Origin of the sequence: Pseudomonas sp. C8002, from assembly GCF_013385765.1 — a bacterium.
In the GTDB taxonomy this organism is placed as follows: Bacteria; Pseudomonadota; Gammaproteobacteria; order Pseudomonadales; family Pseudomonadaceae; genus Aquipseudomonas.
Window position 1 is genome coordinate 45952 of the sequence record NZ_JACAPJ010000037.1, and the last position, 15468, is coordinate 61419.

General features: G+C 61.6%; 13 protein-coding genes. 7 read left to right on the top strand and 6 right to left on the bottom strand.

The window, feature by feature from the left end:
- Window positions 1–178: 178 nt before the first annotated feature.
- The 6 genes from HX814_RS28755 (at window position 179) to HX814_RS28780 (ending at window position 6196) form a co-directional block, all read left to right on the top strand.
- On the top strand, window positions 179–1060 hold the full coding sequence (locus tag HX814_RS28755) for a LysR family transcriptional regulator (protein ID WP_003208237.1): 882 nt from the start codon (window positions 179–181) through the stop codon (window positions 1058–1060).
- A 120-nt stretch (window positions 1061–1180) separates the two neighbouring features.
- Entirely contained in the window at window positions 1181–2287 is a 1107-nt protein-coding gene (locus HX814_RS28760; protein ID WP_177009202.1) for a tartrate dehydrogenase, read from the top strand.
- Between the two features lie 2 nt (window positions 2288–2289).
- A complete protein-coding gene (locus HX814_RS28765) occupies window positions 2290–3738 on the top strand; it encodes an aldehyde dehydrogenase family protein (protein WP_177009203.1) in 1449 nt (482 codons plus the stop codon).
- Window positions 3739–3770: 32 nt separating this feature from the next.
- Window positions 3771–4529, top strand: coding sequence for an SDR family oxidoreductase (locus HX814_RS28770; protein WP_008434578.1), 759 nt, complete (start codon window positions 3771–3773; stop codon window positions 4527–4529).
- A gap of 27 nt (window positions 4530–4556) precedes the next feature.
- Entirely contained in the window at window positions 4557–5528 is a 972-nt protein-coding gene (locus tag HX814_RS28775) for a cyclase family protein (RefSeq protein ID WP_087695324.1), read from the top strand.
- An 80-nt stretch (window positions 5529–5608) separates the two neighbouring features.
- The gene (locus tag HX814_RS28780) at window positions 5609–6196 is read left to right on the top strand and encodes a hypothetical protein (protein ID WP_177009204.1); all 588 of its coding nucleotides are present in this window, start codon (window positions 5609–5611) and stop codon (window positions 6194–6196) included.
- Window positions 6197–6217: 21 nt separating this feature from the next.
- On the opposite strand, the gene HX814_RS28785 is transcribed toward HX814_RS28780, so the two are convergent.
- The 6 genes from HX814_RS28785 to HX814_RS28810 all read right to left on the bottom strand — a co-directional run bounded on the left by HX814_RS28785 (window position 6218) and on the right by HX814_RS28810 (window position 14412).
- On the bottom strand, window positions 6218–6685 hold the full coding sequence (locus HX814_RS28785) for an SRPBCC family protein (RefSeq protein WP_177009205.1): 468 nt from the start codon (window positions 6683–6685) through the stop codon (window positions 6218–6220).
- 78 nt (window positions 6686–6763) lie between these two features.
- Complete coding sequence (locus HX814_RS28790; protein WP_087695323.1) at window positions 6764–9253, bottom strand: TonB-dependent receptor; 2490 nt, start codon at window positions 9251–9253, stop codon at window positions 6764–6766.
- Window positions 9254–9353: 100 nt separating this feature from the next.
- Window positions 9354–10304 (bottom strand): FecR domain-containing protein, encoded by a 951-nt coding sequence (locus HX814_RS28795; protein ID WP_008434584.1) that lies wholly within the window; start codon window positions 10302–10304, stop codon window positions 9354–9356.
- Window positions 10301–10825 carry a sigma-70 family RNA polymerase sigma factor gene (locus tag HX814_RS28800; RefSeq protein ID WP_008434587.1) on the bottom strand — a complete coding sequence of 175 codons (525 nt, stop codon included), beginning with the start codon at window positions 10823–10825 and terminating at the stop codon, window positions 10301–10303. Before HX814_RS28800 ends, HX814_RS28795 begins: the two co-directional genes overlap by 4 nt.
- A gap of 83 nt (window positions 10826–10908) precedes the next feature.
- Window positions 10909–12801: a penicillin-binding protein 2 gene (mrdA, locus tag HX814_RS28805; RefSeq protein WP_003208249.1), complete on the bottom strand. Its 1893-nt coding sequence runs from the start codon at window positions 12799–12801 to the stop codon at window positions 10909–10911.
- 195 nt (window positions 12802–12996) lie between these two features.
- Window positions 12997–14412, bottom strand: a complete 1416-nt coding sequence (locus HX814_RS28810; RefSeq protein ID WP_177009207.1) for an aldehyde dehydrogenase family protein — start codon at window positions 14410–14412, stop codon at window positions 12997–12999.
- Window positions 14413–14513: 101 nt separating this feature from the next.
- On the opposite strand from HX814_RS28810, the gene HX814_RS28815 reads away from it, so the two are divergent.
- Complete coding sequence (locus HX814_RS28815; protein WP_177009208.1) at window positions 14514–15404, top strand: LysR family transcriptional regulator; 891 nt, start codon at window positions 14514–14516, stop codon at window positions 15402–15404.
- Window positions 15405–15468: the final 64 nt, after the last annotated feature.

Here is a 15468-nt window from a genome sequence, read left to right on the forward strand (position 1 = left end):
AGCTGGCTTGCCTGCGATGCAGGCACCTCGGTGTGTCAGATGCACCTCGGTGATGCTATCGCAGGCAAGCCAGCTCCTACAGAAAGCAGATCTGCCTGCACCCGGGTTGTTTGCCGGACATTGGACAGCCGAACGCCAACTGCGTAGTTTCCCAACCACTGCGCACAAGGACCCCGGCATGTCCCCCGACCTCACTTCCATCGAGCTGTTCCTCAAGGCGGTCAAGCTGGGCAACCTGTCCCGGGCGGCCGAGCAATCCCATCTCTCCCTCTCTGCCGCCAGCCGACGCCTGTCGCTGCTGGAGCAGCACTTCAAGGTCGCCCTGCTGACCCGCACCTCCACCGGCGTTTCACCGACGGCAGCCGGGGAAGTATTGGCCCAGCATGCACAATCGATCCTGCGGGCCGTGGACGGCATGCACGCCGATCTCGCCGATTACGCCAAGGGCGCCACCGGCCGGGTTTGCCTGTACGCCAACAGTTCGGCAATGAGCCAGGAACTGCCGCGCCAACTGACCCAGTGGAACACCTTGCACCCGGGCATCCGCCTGGATATTCGCGAGGAGCGCAGCCGGGAGATCCTCCAGGCCGTGCGCGAGGGCGTGGCGGATGTCGGTATCGTCACCACCCGCCCCAGCGAAGAGCTGCGGTTCGAGCCCTACTGCCAGGACCGCCTGTGCCTGCTCGTGCCCAATGACCACCCACTGAAAATGCGCCATGCGCGCTTCGAGGATTTGCTCGGCTACGACTTCGTCGGCCTGGAAGACAACGCCGCCATCACCCCGTTGATTACCGAGGCCGCCGCGGCGATCGGCATGCCGTTGCGGCTGCGGGTGCAGGTGCGCAGTTTCGAAGCAGTGTGCCGCTTGATCGCCGCCGGCCAGGGTGTGGGCGTGTTGCCACAGGGCGCGGTGCAGATCTTCCGCAAGGAGATGGCCTTGCGCTTTATCGAAATCGACGACAGCTGGGCCGACCGGCAGATGTACCTGTGCATGCGCAAGGAACAGCCGTCACTGACGAGCCTGGCACTGTTCGACTACCTGAGCGCCAACCCTGCGTAAACCTTTGGCCTTCGAATTTTGCGAAGGCCGATTCCACAATTAGCAATTCCCCTGTTGTCACAGCTGTGCCAAGAATGCCCCCGCCAGACCTTCCTATAAAAACAAGACAGGAGACACGGCGTGTCCCAATCCCACACCCGCCCCACCCACCGCATCGCCGTGATTCCCGGCGACGGCATCGGCCGCGAAGTGGTGCCCGAAGGCCTGCGGGTACTGGACGCTGTCAGCCGGCGCTTCGGTATTCACTTTCACTTCGACCACTTTGCCTGGTGCAGCGAACACTACCTGGCCCACGGCACGATGATGCCCGACGACTGGGCCGAACAGATCGGCAGCCATGACGCGATCTTCTTCGGCGCGGTGGGTGCGCCCGACATCATTGCCGACCACACTGCGGTGTGGGAGTCGCTGCTGAAGATCCGCCGCCAGTTCGATCAATACGTGAATATCCGCCCGGTGCGCCTGATGCCCGGCGTGCCCTGCCCGCTGGCCGACCGCGTGCCGGGGGACATCGACTTTATCGTGGTGCGGGAAAATACCGAAGGCGAATACTCCAGCGTTGGCGGCCGCATGTGGGAAGGCACGGCGCGGGAAATCGCGGTGCAGGAGTCGATCTTCTCCCGCGAAGGCGTGGACCGCGTGGTGGACTACGCCTTCAAACTGGCGCAACAGCGCCCGCGGAAAAACCTGGTGGCGGCGACCAAATCCAATGGTATCTCGATCACCATGCCGTTCTGGGACGAGCGGGTTAACGAAATTGCCCGGCGCTACCCGGACGTGAAGACCGCCAAGTTCCACATCGACATTCTGTGCGCGCACTTCGTGCAGCATCCCGACTGGTTCGATGTGGTGGTGGCCTCCAACCTGTTCGGCGACATCCTTTCCGACCTCGGCCCGGCGTGCACCGGCACCATCGGCATCGCGCCGTCGGCCAACCTCAATCCCGAGCGGCGCTATCCGTCGCTGTTCGAGCCGGTGCACGGTTCCGCGCCGGATATTGCCGGGCTCGGTGTCGCCAATCCCATCGGGCAGATCTGGTCGGCCGCGCTGATGATCGAGCACCTGGGCGACGGTGACCCGCTTTACCAGGAAGCGGCGGCAGCCATCGTGTCCGCCATCGAAACGGTGCTTGCCGAAGGCCCGCGCACCCGGGAAATGGGCGGCAGCGCCAGCACTGTCGAAGTGGGTCGCGCCATCGCCGAATGCGTCGCAGGGAACAGGAGCTGAACATGACCAACGCACATTACATCGCCAACCAATGGCTGGCGTCGACCTCGCTGGAAGACATTCCGGTGATCGACCCCAGCACCGGCGAAACCTATTCGAGCATCGCCCGTGGCACGGCCGCCGATATCGAGGCGGCGATCAGCGCGGCGCGCCTGGCACTCGGCGAAACCTTCGACGGCCCGTGGGGCCGGTTGTCTGCCGTGGAGCGCAGCCGTTTGCTGGCCAAGCTCGGCGTGGCGGTGCTGGAACATCATGAAGAGCTGGCGCAGATCGAGGCGCGGGACACCGGCAAGGCGCTGAAAGTCGCCCGCGCCGATGCCACCGCCCTTGCCCGCTATTTCGAATACTACGCGGGTGCCGCCGACAAACTGCACGGCGAAACCCTGCCGTACCAGGCCGGCTACACGGTGTTGACGGTGCGCGAACCCCACGGGGTGACCGGGCATATCATCCCGTGGAATTACCCGATGCAGATTTTCGGGCGCAGCGTCGGCGCCTCGTTGGCGGCGGGCAATGCGTGCGTGGTCAAGCCGGCGGAAGATGCCAGCCTGTCGTTGCTGCGCCTGGCGGAAATCGCTGCCGAGGTTGGTTTTCCAGCCGGCGCGATCAACGTAGTCACCGGTTACGGCTACGAAGCCGGCGCGGCGTTGTGTGCACACCCGGGCATCGATCACATTTCGTTCACCGGCTCCACCGCCACCGGTACTGCCGTGTCGAAAGCCGCTGCCGAACGCCACTGCCCGGTCACCCTGGAGTTGGGCGGCAAGTCGCCGCAACTGGTGTTCGCCGATGCCGACCTGGATGAAGCGTTGCCGGTGCTGGTCAACGCCATCATTCAGAACTGCGGGCAAACCTGCTCCGCCGGCAGCCGTTTGCTGGTGGAACGCAGCATTTACGAAACCCTGCTCGCACGCCTCAGCCAACGTTTCAGCGAATTGCGCGCCGGGCCTTCGGCGCTGGACCTGGACATGGGCCCGCTGATCAATCAGAAGCAGCTGCGCCTGGTGCGCGAGTTTATTCGTCAAGCCGAACAGGCGGGGATCACCGTCGCCGCGCGCGGAACGGTGGTGGCCGAGGCCGGCAGCGGCGGGTATTTCCAGGAGGCGGTGCTGTTTCGCGATGTGCCGCCTGACAGTCGCCTGGCGCAACAGGAAGTGTTCGGCCCGGTGCTGGCCGTGATGCCCTTCGACGATGAAGCCGAAGCGATTCGCCTGGCCAACGGCACCGAGTTCGGCCTGGTGGCCGGCGTGTGGACCCGCGATGGCGCGCGGCAAATGCGCCTGGCGCGCACCCTGCGTTGTGGCCAGGTGTTCATCAATAACTATGGCGCCGGTGGCGGCGTTGAATTGCCATTCGGCGGCGTAAAGGCCAGCGGGTATGGACGGGAAAAAGGCTTCGAGGCGCTGCTGGGTTTTACCACCTTGAAGACCATTGCGATCAAACACGGTTGATTCCTCACAACAACAAGAACGGAGAACACACCATGCGTTTAGCCAATAAAGTCGCGATCGTCACCGGCGCCGGTTCGGGGTTTGGCGAGGGCATCGCCAAGACTTTCGCGCGCCAGGGCGCCAAGGTCATCGTCGCCGACATGAACGCCGTCGGCGGTCAGCGGGTGGTCAATGAAATCGCCGAAAGCGGCGGCCATGCGCATTTCATCGAGGTCAACGTGGCCAACGATGAAAGCATGGGCGCCCTGCTGCGTGGCACTTTGGAGCAGTTCGGCGGCCTGGATATCGTCATCAACAACGCCGGTACCACCCACCGCAACCGGCCGATGCTGGAAGTCGACGAAGCCGAATTCGACCGGGTGTTTGCGGTCAACGTCAAAAGCATCTTCTTGAGCGCCAAGCATTTTGTGCCGCATTTTCGCGGCCAGGGCGGCGGCGTGTTCGTCAATATTGCCTCGACGGCGGCGATCCGCCCGCGTCCGGGACTGGTCTGGTATAACGGCAGCAAGGGCGCAGTGGTGGTCATGAGCAAGACCATGGCGGCGGAGCTGGGGCCGGACAATATCCGCGTCAACTGCGTGAACCCGGTAGTGGGTGCCACGGCGTTGCTCAGCGAATTCATGGGCGTACCGGACACCCCGGAAAACCGCCAGAAATTCATGGCGACCATTCCCCTGGGGCGCTTTTCCACCCCGCAAGATGTGGCCAACGCCTGCCTGTACCTGGCGTCGGACGAAGCGGCGTTCATCACCGGCACTTGCCTTGAAGTCGATGGCGGGCGCTGCGTGTAACTCACTCTCACAGGGACCGGAATTGCTATGTGTGATCTTCATAATAAGAACGAGCCGAACACCCGCGAATTGCTTGAAGGCCTGCCAAAGAACTGGGGTAAATGGGGCCCGGACGACGAAGTCGGCGCCCTCAATTACCTGACTGAAGCCGAAGTACTGCGGGGCGTGGCCTCGGTGCGCCAGGGCAAGACCTTTACCCTGCAAGTGCAGATCGGCCACCCCGACGGCGACCCGATGTGGCCGGCGCGCAACCCGTCGATGCGCTTCAATACCCTCGACCACAGCCATTACCACTTCGGCAAACAGCCGCACATGACCGGTGGTGCGGCGTATTCCGACGACGTGATCTTCATGCAGCTGCAAGGCTCGACCCAGTACGACGCCCTCGGCCACGCCTGGTACGACAATCAACTGTGGAACGGCTACGACGCCCAGACCACCGTTGGCGGCATGGCCAAGGCCAGCGTGCTGGCGATTGCCGAACGCGGCGTGGTGGGCCGTGCGGTGCTGATCGACATGGCCCGCCATCGCGGCAAGAAGTGCCTGGGCCGGGGCGAAACCTTCAACCACCTGGACCTGCTCGACGCCGCCAAAGCCCAGGGCGTGACCATTGAAAAACGTGACATCCTGATCATCCGCACCGGGTCCATGGGGGCGTTTTATGAGCTGGGCAAGACCGAGTTCTTCAAGGACCTGATGGAGCCGGGGCTGACCTACAGCCGGGAGCTGGTGGAGTGGTTCCACGAGATGGAAATCCCCAACCTGGTGACCGACACCATCGCCAACGAAGTGATCACCGACCCGGTGTCCGGGGTGCAGATTCCGCTGCATTGCGCGCTGATGCGCAACCTGGGGATCGCCTTCACCGAAATCGTGTTGCTGGAGGAACTGGCCGCCGATTGTGCGGACGACGGCCAGTGGAAATTCCTCTACACCGCCGCCCCGCTGAAGATTGTCGGGGGCAGTGGCGCACCGGTGAATCCGGTGGTGATCAAGTAGCCGTTCCGTCTCAGTGGCGAATTTGCGAATCGCGAACGCGCCACTAGACTCAAGGCTCCTCTCACATGGAAGTCCACTCAATGAATGTATTGCGCCCTCTTCGCCAGGCAATTGCCCTGGCAACCCTGCTGTCTGCTGGTGCCCTGACGGCACATGCTGCCGATATCCCGTTGTCCAAGTCGCTGGAAGCCGATGAGGTGACCACCAAGGTGCTGGAGGTGGATGCCGCCAACCATCAGGTGGTGCTCGAAGGTGCCGAAGGCCGCAACGTGCATGTGCAGCTCAGCGACCAGGCCAAGGACCTGGGCAATCTCAAGGTAGGTGATCAGGTCAAGGTGCTGGTGACCCATTCGGTCGCCGCCGTGCTGGACACCGACATCGACAAGAGCGCACCGGACGCCACCGAGAAGACTGGCGTCTTGCGCGCCACCGCGGATAACCCGAACCCGGGCGGTGCGGCCTTCCGCCAGGTACAGGTGCAGTTGAAGATCACCCACATTGACCTGGCGAAAAACCAGGTAACCCTGGAAAACCCGGCGGGCCAGAGCAAAGTACTGACCGTGGAGAAACCGCAAATCCGCGCCGGCCTCAAAGACCTCAAGGTCGGCCAAAGCGTGTTGGTGACCTACACCGATACCCTGGAAATCAGCACCGCCCACGAAGGCTGATGAATGCGGCGCCCCATCAGCTCACGGCTGATGGGATTTCGCCAGATAGTCTTCGATGTTGTTCATCTGATCATCCCAGCCTCGGGAGTTCTTCTTGTAGGCCTTCTGGCGGCGATCGTCCGGGATCCCGTCAAAACCTGACTCCACCACCCGCAACAAGATGCCTTCGGCGTGATCCTCGAGGGTGAACTCCACCAGCGTTGGGGTTTCCGCGTCGTAATCCACATCCTTGTCTACGGCGTAGGGATGCCAGCTGAAAGAGAACCGTGTCTGTGGTTCAAGCCGCTCGATCCTTGCCTTCCACACCACGTGCTCGTAACCGGGATAGGTGATGGGGGCCTCAATGGCCCGCCCCTGGGCGAACTGTTTGCCCTTGAGGGCGATGCCAAACCAGCTGCCGAATTGCTCGGCGTCGGTCAGTGCTTCCCAGACCCGTTGGCGTGGAGCGTTGAGCAGGACTTTACGTTTGATTTCATTTGATTCGTGCATGAGACACCTCCTGTATTGACAGTAGGCGACATCGACCAATGCGCAACCCTGGGGTTGCGCATTCCCGGTTTCAGCGAGTCAGAATTGCCACTTGGCGTTGACCATCGCGTTGCGCGGTTCGCCGTAGGAGCCGGAGTTGAACGTGCCCAGGCCGTCGTAGTACTTCTGGTCGAACAGGTTGTTGACGTTCAGGCCCACCGACAGGTGTTCATCAACCTGGTAGCTGGCGAGCAGGCCGACCACACCGTACGGGTCCTGCTTGGCCTTGTAGTACGGGCCTTCGTAGTTGATTTGGGAGGACGCATAGATCTCGCTTTGCCAGGTGACGTTGGCGCCGATGGTCAGGCGGTCGAGGTTGCCGGGCAGGCGGTATGAGGTGCCGAGTTTGAACAGGTTGATCGGCTGGTTGGCCTGCACGCGTGCGCCGTCCTTGTCGTGGGATTCGCGGTAGGTGTAGCCGCCGAATACGTTCCAGCCTTCGGCCACTTCACCGGAGATTTCGGTTTCGACGCCACGAGTGCTGGTGCCGGCGATGGCCTTGTAGACGGCTGCGCCTGAAGAGTCGGTGCCGGATTGCTCGGGAGTATTCTTCTGCTCGATGTCGAACAGGGCAATGCTGGCGTTCAGCGCGCCATTGAAGAATTCGCCCTTGAGACCGATTTCGTAGTTGTCGCCCTGCTGCGGCGCCAGGGAGCCCTTTGAAGACGTCTTGTAGAAAGTCTGCGGCAGGAAGATGTTGGTGTAGCTGGCGTAGACCGAGTAGGTATCGTTGAGGTCATAGATGACGCCGGCGTAGGGCGTGACCACGCCGGTCTTCCTGGTTTTATCGATGGTTTTCGTGCCTGCTGCGTAGTCCCGGTCGGCGTTCTCCTGGTTCCACCAACTGACCCGCGTCCCCAGGATGATCGTCAGCGGATCAATCGGTTTCAAGCGCAGGGCGGCGTAGACGCCGGTCTGTTGCAAAGTGGTGACGGTGCCACCGACTTCGGTGTACGAACGGCGACTGTACTGCCGGCCATCCCAGGTGAAGATGTTGTCCACCTGACCGTAGTCGTTATCGGCCGAACCGCTGCTGTAGTCGGGGAAGTTCAGGTGCGTACGCGAACTGCTGGCGCCCATCACCAGTTCATGCTCACGCCCGCCCAGCTGGAACGGGCCGGTGGCATACACATCGACGGTGTCCTGGGTCTGATAGCTGTCCAGGCGATAGATGAAGGCACCCGCGCCCTGCCCTGTCACGGGGTCCGGGTAGCCGCCACTGGCCGACGCGCCCTGTCCTTTGCGGTAGGAATACTGATGGCTGTAGGCAGTCTTGAGGCTCCAGTCGTCATCCAGCTTGTGATCGAGCATCGTCGTGAAGGTGTAGCTGGTGTTGTCCATGTAGCTGGAGCGCGAGGCCGGGTTGAAGGAGCGGGAGAAGTGGGTCTGGGTGCCATTGTTGTAGAACAGCGGGATATGGCCGTAGGTGCTGCCATTGGCGTCGTTGTTCTGGTAGTCGAGGCTGGTGCGCAGCGTGGTGTTTTCGTTCAGGTCGATGTCCAGGGCGCCATACATCACGCGCTTGTCCTGCTTATACCAGTCGATGAACGAATTCTGTTTTTGATAAGCCGCGACGAAACGTCCGCGCATGTTGCCGGTTTCGGTCAACGGGCCGGACACATCGACTTCGGAACGGTAACGGTCCCACGCCCCGGCTTCGCCGGAAACGTAGGCCTGGAAGTCCTTGGTCGGGCGCTTGCGCACCAGGTTGATGGTGGCCGATGGAGTGCCGGCGCCGCTCATCAGCCCGGTGGCGCCGCGCACCACTTCGACGCGGTCGTAGATCGCCATGTCGGAGATCGCGCCGGTGTATTGCTGGGACTCGTTGGCCACCTGCGACGGAATACCGTCGTACTGGAAATTCTGGATTTCAAAGCCCCGGGAATAGAACGAGTAACGCTCGCTGTCGCGGTGGTTGCTGCTGATGCCGGGGGTGAAGGCCAGCACTTCGTTGAGGGTCGACAGGTGTTGGTCGTCCATCAACTGGCGGGTGACGACGCTGACCGATTGCGGCGTTTCCCGCAGCGACAACGGTAGCTTGGTCGCGGTACTGGTGGCGCCGGTGGTGTAGGAGCCGGTGTTTTCGGTGGTCAGGCTCAGCCCTTCGGCATTGATGCTGGTGGCGCCCAGGGTCAAGGCGCCGCTGGATTGCGGGATCAGGCCGTAGCTGCCATCACCATTGGCCGCCACGCTCAGGGCGCTGCCCGCCAACAAACGCGCGAAACCCTGCTCGACACTGTAGGTGCCGGTGAGGCCCTGGCTCTGCTTGCCCGCGGTCAGGCCCGAGTCAAAAGACAAGACGACGCCGGCGTCACTGGCAAAGCGGCTCAGTACCGACCCCAACGGGCCGGGCGCGATGCTGAAGGTCTTTTGCGGGCTGGCCGCCACAGCGCTGGAGCCTGGGGACAGCAACGGGCCCAGAAGGCTGTATTGCACCATCAACGACACGCCGAACAACGCCACCTGCAGGGGCTTTTTGCGAAATGATCGAAGCGGTGGATTGGCGACTGAAGTTTGCCCTGCGCGCATTACTGACTCCTGGTGACCGAAAGAAATGAAGAGGTATTGCAGGAGGAGTCGAGCGAGGCGCGGCAAATCGACAACGGCGGCGGATAAATATTTTGCGTTTTTATCCGCGGGCGACAATTTGGGTCCAGTAATCGGTGCGGGAGATGCGCCGTACCGGTAGCGCACGGGTCAGTGCGGTGAGGGTCAGGTCCAGATCATCCAGGGAATAGGCGCCGGAGACCCGCAGGTGGCCGACCTCGGCAGCACACCCCAGGTAACCTGGCCGATAGCGCTGCAACTCTTCGAGCAGGCGATCCAGCCGCCAGTTGTCCACCACCAGGCGCCCCGCCGCCCATTCGCCCTCGCCGGGCTCAATGGCGCGCAGCGTCAGCAGGCGGCTGGTATCGAAGGTCACGGCGTTGCCGGTGGTGATCACCGTCTCTGCCAGCTCATCACCCGGGCGCACGGCCACGGCGTGTTGCAGGACGCTCATGGCGGTGTAGCCGTCGAACTGGCGCACGGTGAAACGTGTGCCCAGCGCGCGCATCTCGCCGTGGGCGCTGCGTACCATGAAAGGGCGTGCATCCTTGGCGGTCTCGATCAGGATCTCACCGGCGCGCAGGATCAGCAGCCGCTGGTCCGGGCCGTAGCGCACATCTACGGCGCTGGCCGTATTGAGCGACAGCCGGGTGCCATCCTCGAGGGTGACAGTGTGACGTTCGCCGGTGGTGGTGCGCTGATCGGCCATCCATATCGGTGCCTGGCGATAGCCGGTCCAGCCCATGGCGCTCACCCCGGCACCGATCACCAGGCCCTTGAGCAAGCCGCGTCGCCCCAGGTGCCGGGAATGATCGGCGGCCTTGTCCAGCACATTGACGGCCAGGGATCCCGGCAGGCACTGGAGTTGGCCCTGGAGCATCTCCACACGCTGCCAGGCCCACTGGTTCAACGGGGATTCTTCGCGCCACGTGTTCCAGTCCTGCTGAAGCTGGCGATCACCGGGCACCTCCGCCAGGCGTGCAACCCATTGGGCTGCGGCACTCAGCGCCTGGCGTTGCGGGTCAAGGGTCATTGGTCCAGCGCTTCAAGCAGGCAATGCTCGGTGGCCTTGGCGATGTATTTGGTCACCGAGCTGACCGAGACCTGTAGCTGCTCAGCGATTTCCTTGTAAGGCATGCCCTGCAACTGCGAGAGCAGGAACGCGCGTTTCACCTTGCGCCCGAGACCGTCGAGCATCGCATCGAGGCGCTGCAGGGTTTCGATGATCAGCAGGCGCTCTTCGGGTGACAGGGCGTAGGCCAAGGGCTGTTCGGCCAAAGCCTGGAGATAAGCCTGCTCAAGGGCCTTGCGACGGTAGCTGTCAATCATCACGCGCCTGGCGATGGTCACCAGGAAGTGCCGCGGCTCCTTCAGGTCGGCGGCCAGAGGTTTGGCCCGGTCGGCCAATAGCAGGCGAATGAAGGTGTCCTGTGCCAGGTCAGCCGCCTGATGCGAACACCCCAGCCGCGCACGCAACCAACCCACCAGCCAGCGGTGATGGGCACCGTAAAGCGTGGCAACAGGCTGGTGAGCGTGGCGGATCGATTCGGGCATGATGGCGATTAGCGCTAATGAGAACGAATCGCAATTTAGACGAATGTAGGAGTAAGGGCAATCACCTGTGTGTATTTGTGGCTTTAGACGTGGGGATCACCCGGCGCCTTGGCAGGGGTCGCGTATTGCGGCTTCAAGTGGCCTTCCTGATCGAGCAGCCAGGCGTCCATGATCTGGCGCACCACCGGCCCCGCCACTCGGCCACCGGCCTCGCCGTTTTCGATCATCACCGAAATCACGATCCGCGGGTGCTCCGCCGGGGCAAAGCCGACGAACAAGGCGTTGTCGCGGTTGCGCTCCAGGGTCTTGAGACGGTTGTAACGCTCGCCCTGCTTGATCGCCACTACCTGCGCAGTACCAGACTTGCCAGCAATCCGGTACTGCGCACCGGCTGCAGCCGCCCGGGCGATACCGCGTGGATCGTGCATTACCAATTGCATGCCGTGGTTGACCTGCTCCCAGTCGCGTGGGTCTTTGAGCACCACGTTGGGCATCGGGTTTTCATCCACCGGCGGCACGCCATTGATGGTCTTGGCCAGGTGCGGTCGGTTCCACACGCCCTTGTTGGCGATCAGCGCAGTGGCCTGGGCCAGCTGCAACGGGGTGACCTGCATGTAACCCTGGCCGATGCCGAGGATCACGGTTTCACCCGGGAACCAAGGCTGGCGCCGGGTAGCGCGCTTCCAGGCTTGGGACGGCATCAGGCCGGCTGACTCTTCGAACATGTCGAGGGAGACTTTCTGGCCAAGGCCGAACTCGGCCAGGTAGTCGTGCAGGCGGTCGATACCCAGCTTGTGGGCCAGGTCATAGAAGTAGGTGTCGTTGGAGCGCATGATCGCTGCGTCCATGTCCACCCAACCATCGCCGCTGTGGTTCCAGTTGCGGTATTTGTGGTCGAAATCCGGGAGTTGGTAATAGCCCGGGTCGAACACCCGGGTCTGGGCGGTAACCACGCCGCTGTCGAGGCCAGCGATGGCGACTTCCGGCTTGATCGTCGAACCCGGCGCGTAGAGCCCGCGCAGCACGCGGTTGAACAGCGGACGGTCGAGGGAGTCGTGCAGCGCGGCGTATTCCTTGAAGCTGATGCCGGTGACAAACAGGTTCGGGTCGAAACTTGGCTTGCTGACCATCGCCAGCACTTCGCCGGTTGCCGGGTCGAGAGCAACCACCGAACCACGGCGGTCGCCGAGGGCTTCTTCGGCGGCTTCCTGGAGTTTGACGTCCAGGCTCAGCACGATGTTTTTGCCGGGGATCGGGTCGGTGTGCTTGAGCACCCGCAGGACGCGGCCCTGGGCGTTGGTTTCAACTTCTTCATAGCCGACGTGGCCATGCAACTCGGACTCGTAGAAACGCTCGATCCCGGTTTTACCAATGGACTGGGTGCCCCGGTACTCCACTGAGTCGAGGGCTTTGGATTCTTTTTCGTTGATCCGGCCTACGTAGCCAATGGAGTGGGCAAAGTGCGCACCCAGCGGATAATGGCGGACGAATTGCGGCTCGACATCCACGCCCGGCAGGCGGAATTCGTTGACGGCCAGCACGGCGATCTGCTCTTCGGTCAGCTCGTAGAACAGGGTGACGGGCACGAAGGGATGACGGGCTTGCTTGAGCGCCTTATCAAATACGCCACGGTCCTCGGCGGGCAAATGCAGGAGGCTGACGATAGCGTCCAGCTCTCCTTTGAGATCGGTGGTGCGCTCGCGGGTGATGGTCAGGTTGTAGCTGGGACGGTTGTCGGCAAGTACTACGCCGTTGCGGTCATAGATCAGGCCGCGGGTCGGTGTGATCGGCAGGACGTGGACGCGATTGTTTTCGGAAATGGTGGAGTGGTAGTCGTACTGCACCACCTGCAGGAAGTACATCCGACCTACCAGGGCGCAGGTAATGCCGATTACCAGTAGCGCGCAGGCCAGCAGCCGCTTGTTGACCAGGCGGTTTTCTTTTTCGTGATCCTTGATCGGTATTGGTTCAGGCATTTCTACAGCATCTCGTTGAATAAGGTCGACGCCGCTTCCTGCGGAGGAAAAATCAGTCCTTGTGAAAATGTGCTGCACCATACCAAAAATGCAGAAACACTTTGCATCGATTTCCCTAAACGGTGTGCTAATGGAGCCTGTTCATGCACTTTGGTTTGAGCCGTTGACCTTATTCATGCGTTTTTATGCTGACGATCAGCTCAGGATCGACTTGGGCTCCAGGAAGGCTTCGAGGCCGAATGTGCCGTACTCGCGGCCGATACCCGATTGCTTGAAGCCACCAAACGGCGCTAGAGGTTCATGGGCCAGGGTATTGATCAGCACTCGGCCAGCGTCTATACGGCTGGCCAGCCTGCGGGCGCGTTCGGGATTTGAAGACAGGATGTATGCCTGGAGGCCGTAGGGTGTGTCGTTGGCGATGGTCAGGGCCTCTTCCTCGGTTGCGTAGGTAATGATCGAGAGCACTGGGCCGAAAATCTCCTCGCGGGCAATGGCCATTTGGTTGGTCACCCGGCTGAATACGGTTGGTTTTACGAACCACCCGGCTTTGATGCCCTCAGGCAAACCGCGACCTCCTGCCAATAGGTGGGCGCCCTCCTCGATCCCGATCTGAATGTAGCGCTGTACGCGCTCCCACTGTTTTTGGCTGACCATGGGGCCGACCGCAGTGGCTGGGTCACGAGGGTCGCCGGCTTGCACGTTGCCCACCTCGTCGATCATCAGCGCTTCGATTTCTTCCAAACGACTTTCGGGTACCAGGATTCGAGTGCCGGCGATGCAGGCCTGGCCGCTGTTCATGAAACCGGCCTGAAGGGCCATGGGCACGGCCGTCTTGAGGTCCGCATCATCGAGAATCAGCACCGGTGATTTTCCGCCCAGCTCTAGGGTCACGCGCTTCAGGGTCTCGGCGCCGGTCCGCAGGATTGTTTTGCCGACAGCGGTTGAACCCGTGAAGGACACTTTTGCGATGTCGGGATGGGCGCTCAACACGGCGCCTACGGTTTCGCCACGGCCAGTGACGATGTTGAATACACCGGGAGGCAAGCCTGCGTCATGCAGGGCGCGGGTGACTAGCGAGGTCTGGATTGCGCTCATTTCACTGGGTTTGATCACGGCGGTACAGCCGGCGGCCAACGCCGCAGCGAGCTTGCCGCAGATAAAACCGGCGTTGCTGTTCCAGGGTGTGATCAAGCCGGCCACACCCAGCGGCTGCATGACCACCTCGGCGATGCCAATGCGTCGGGAGAAGTTGTAGCTCTCCAGTACTGAAGCGGCATCTTGCAGGACGCTGGCTGCATGCTTGGCCATCCACCGCGCACGGGATATTGGGGCGCCGTACTCCTCGATAATCGCGTCGGTAAGTGCGTCCTCAATGGATTCAACTGCGGCGTGAAGGCGTTTGAGATAGTCGATGCGCACATCTTTAGAGCTGTGGGAGAACGCGGTAAAAGCTCGCTTGGCGGCAGCGATGGCATCCAGGGCGTCTTGTTCATTTGCCAATCGAACCTGGCCGATACGCTGACCTGTTGCAGGGTTGAACAGGTCAAAAAGCTCTTCGCCATGGGGCGTCACAAAGGCGCCGTTGATGTAAATCTGGTTGATGTATTGCATAGGTCCTCCGGGACGCTGAGCTAGTGCGTCCTACGGTAAGTCACTATGATTAAGCTGATAAGCCGTACAAATCGGCATGAGTTGATGAGCGATTCAGGACAATGAATACATCCGGGCTGAATGAGTTGGAAGCGGTGCTGGCAGTGGCTCGGCATCGCAGTTTTCGTGCAGCGGCGACCGAGTTGAATGTGTCGACATCGGCGTTGAGCCACTCTATCGCGGGGCTTGAAGCGCGGATTGGGGTGAGGCTGTTCAATCGCACCACGCGCAGCGTGTCGTTATCTGAAGTGGGCGCGGAGTTTGTCGAAACCATTACCCCTGCACTGTTGAGCATTCGCACGGCCTTGGAACAGGCAGGAAATCGCAGCGCGGAACCCAGCGGTACCTTGCGCCTGAATACCTCGGCGGGGGCGGCAAAGCAGGTGATGCCGTTGCTGCTGGAGTATCTGCGACGTTATCCACGGATGAAATTGGATATCGTCACTGAGGGGCGGCTGGTGGATATCGTCGCGCAGGGGTTTGATGCGGGGATTCGGCTCGGGGATACGGTTCCTCAAGACATGATCGCAGTCGATATCAGTCCGGCCCAGCGTTTTTCGGTATTGGGCAGCCCGGACTATTTTGCTCTCAACCCAGTTCCCGTCAGTCCCATGGATCTGCGGGCCCATCAGTGTATTCGCAGCCGGATGCCCAGCGGTGCGATCTATCACTGGGAGTTTGAGCGACATGGCGAAGCGCTTGCTGTCGAGGTGCAAGGGGTTTTGACCCTGGATAATCCGACTCTGATGCTTGAGGCTGCCAGGGCGGGACTAGGCTTGACCTATCTTACGGAATGGAATGCCGCTGCCGATTTAGCGAACGGGACGTTAGTGCGCGTACTGGAGGAATGGACGCCGTCTTTTGACTGCTTGCGCCTCTATTACCCAGGTAGGCGCCATGTGCCGGCCGGGTTAAGGGCACTGATTGAGTTGATCAGGGAGCAAGGCTTTTAACCAGGCTGGATCTTTTTTACGGCCAACAGCTCTCTCCCCGTTTTCCGACCGCCCAAAACAAAAC

Bases quoted from the DNA above. Each gene is read 5' to 3' on its own strand.
- HX814_RS28755 (WP_003208237.1), top strand. From the start codon at position 179: ATGTCCCCCGACCTCACTTCCATCGAGCTGTTCCTCAAGGCGGTCAAG.
- HX814_RS28765 (WP_177009203.1), top strand. From the start codon at position 2,290: ATGACCAACGCACATTACATCGCCAACCAATGGCTGGCGTCGACCTCG.
- HX814_RS28770 (WP_008434578.1), top strand. From the start codon at position 3,771: ATGCGTTTAGCCAATAAAGTCGCGATCGTCACCGGCGCCGGTTCGGGG.
- HX814_RS28775 (WP_087695324.1), top strand. From the start codon at position 4,557: ATGTGTGATCTTCATAATAAGAACGAGCCGAACACCCGCGAATTGCTT.
- HX814_RS28780 (WP_177009204.1), top strand. From the start codon at position 5,609: ATGAATGTATTGCGCCCTCTTCGCCAGGCAATTGCCCTGGCAACCCTG.
- HX814_RS28785 (WP_177009205.1), bottom strand. From the start codon at position 6,685: ATGCACGAATCAAATGAAATCAAACGTAAAGTCCTGCTCAACGCTCCA.
- HX814_RS28790 (WP_087695323.1), bottom strand. From the start codon at position 9,253: ATGCGCGCAGGGCAAACTTCAGTCGCCAATCCACCGCTTCGATCATTT.
- HX814_RS28795 (WP_008434584.1), bottom strand. From the start codon at position 10,304: ATGACCCTTGACCCGCAACGCCAGGCGCTGAGTGCCGCAGCCCAATGG.
- HX814_RS28800 (WP_008434587.1), bottom strand. From the start codon at position 10,825: ATGCCCGAATCGATCCGCCACGCTCACCAGCCTGTTGCCACGCTTTAC.
- mrdA (WP_003208249.1), bottom strand. From the start codon at position 12,801: ATGCCTGAACCAATACCGATCAAGGATCACGAAAAAGAAAACCGCCTG.
- HX814_RS28810 (WP_177009207.1), bottom strand. From the start codon at position 14,412: ATGCAATACATCAACCAGATTTACATCAACGGCGCCTTTGTGACGCCC.
- HX814_RS28815 (WP_177009208.1), top strand. From the start codon at position 14,514: ATGAATACATCCGGGCTGAATGAGTTGGAAGCGGTGCTGGCAGTGGCT.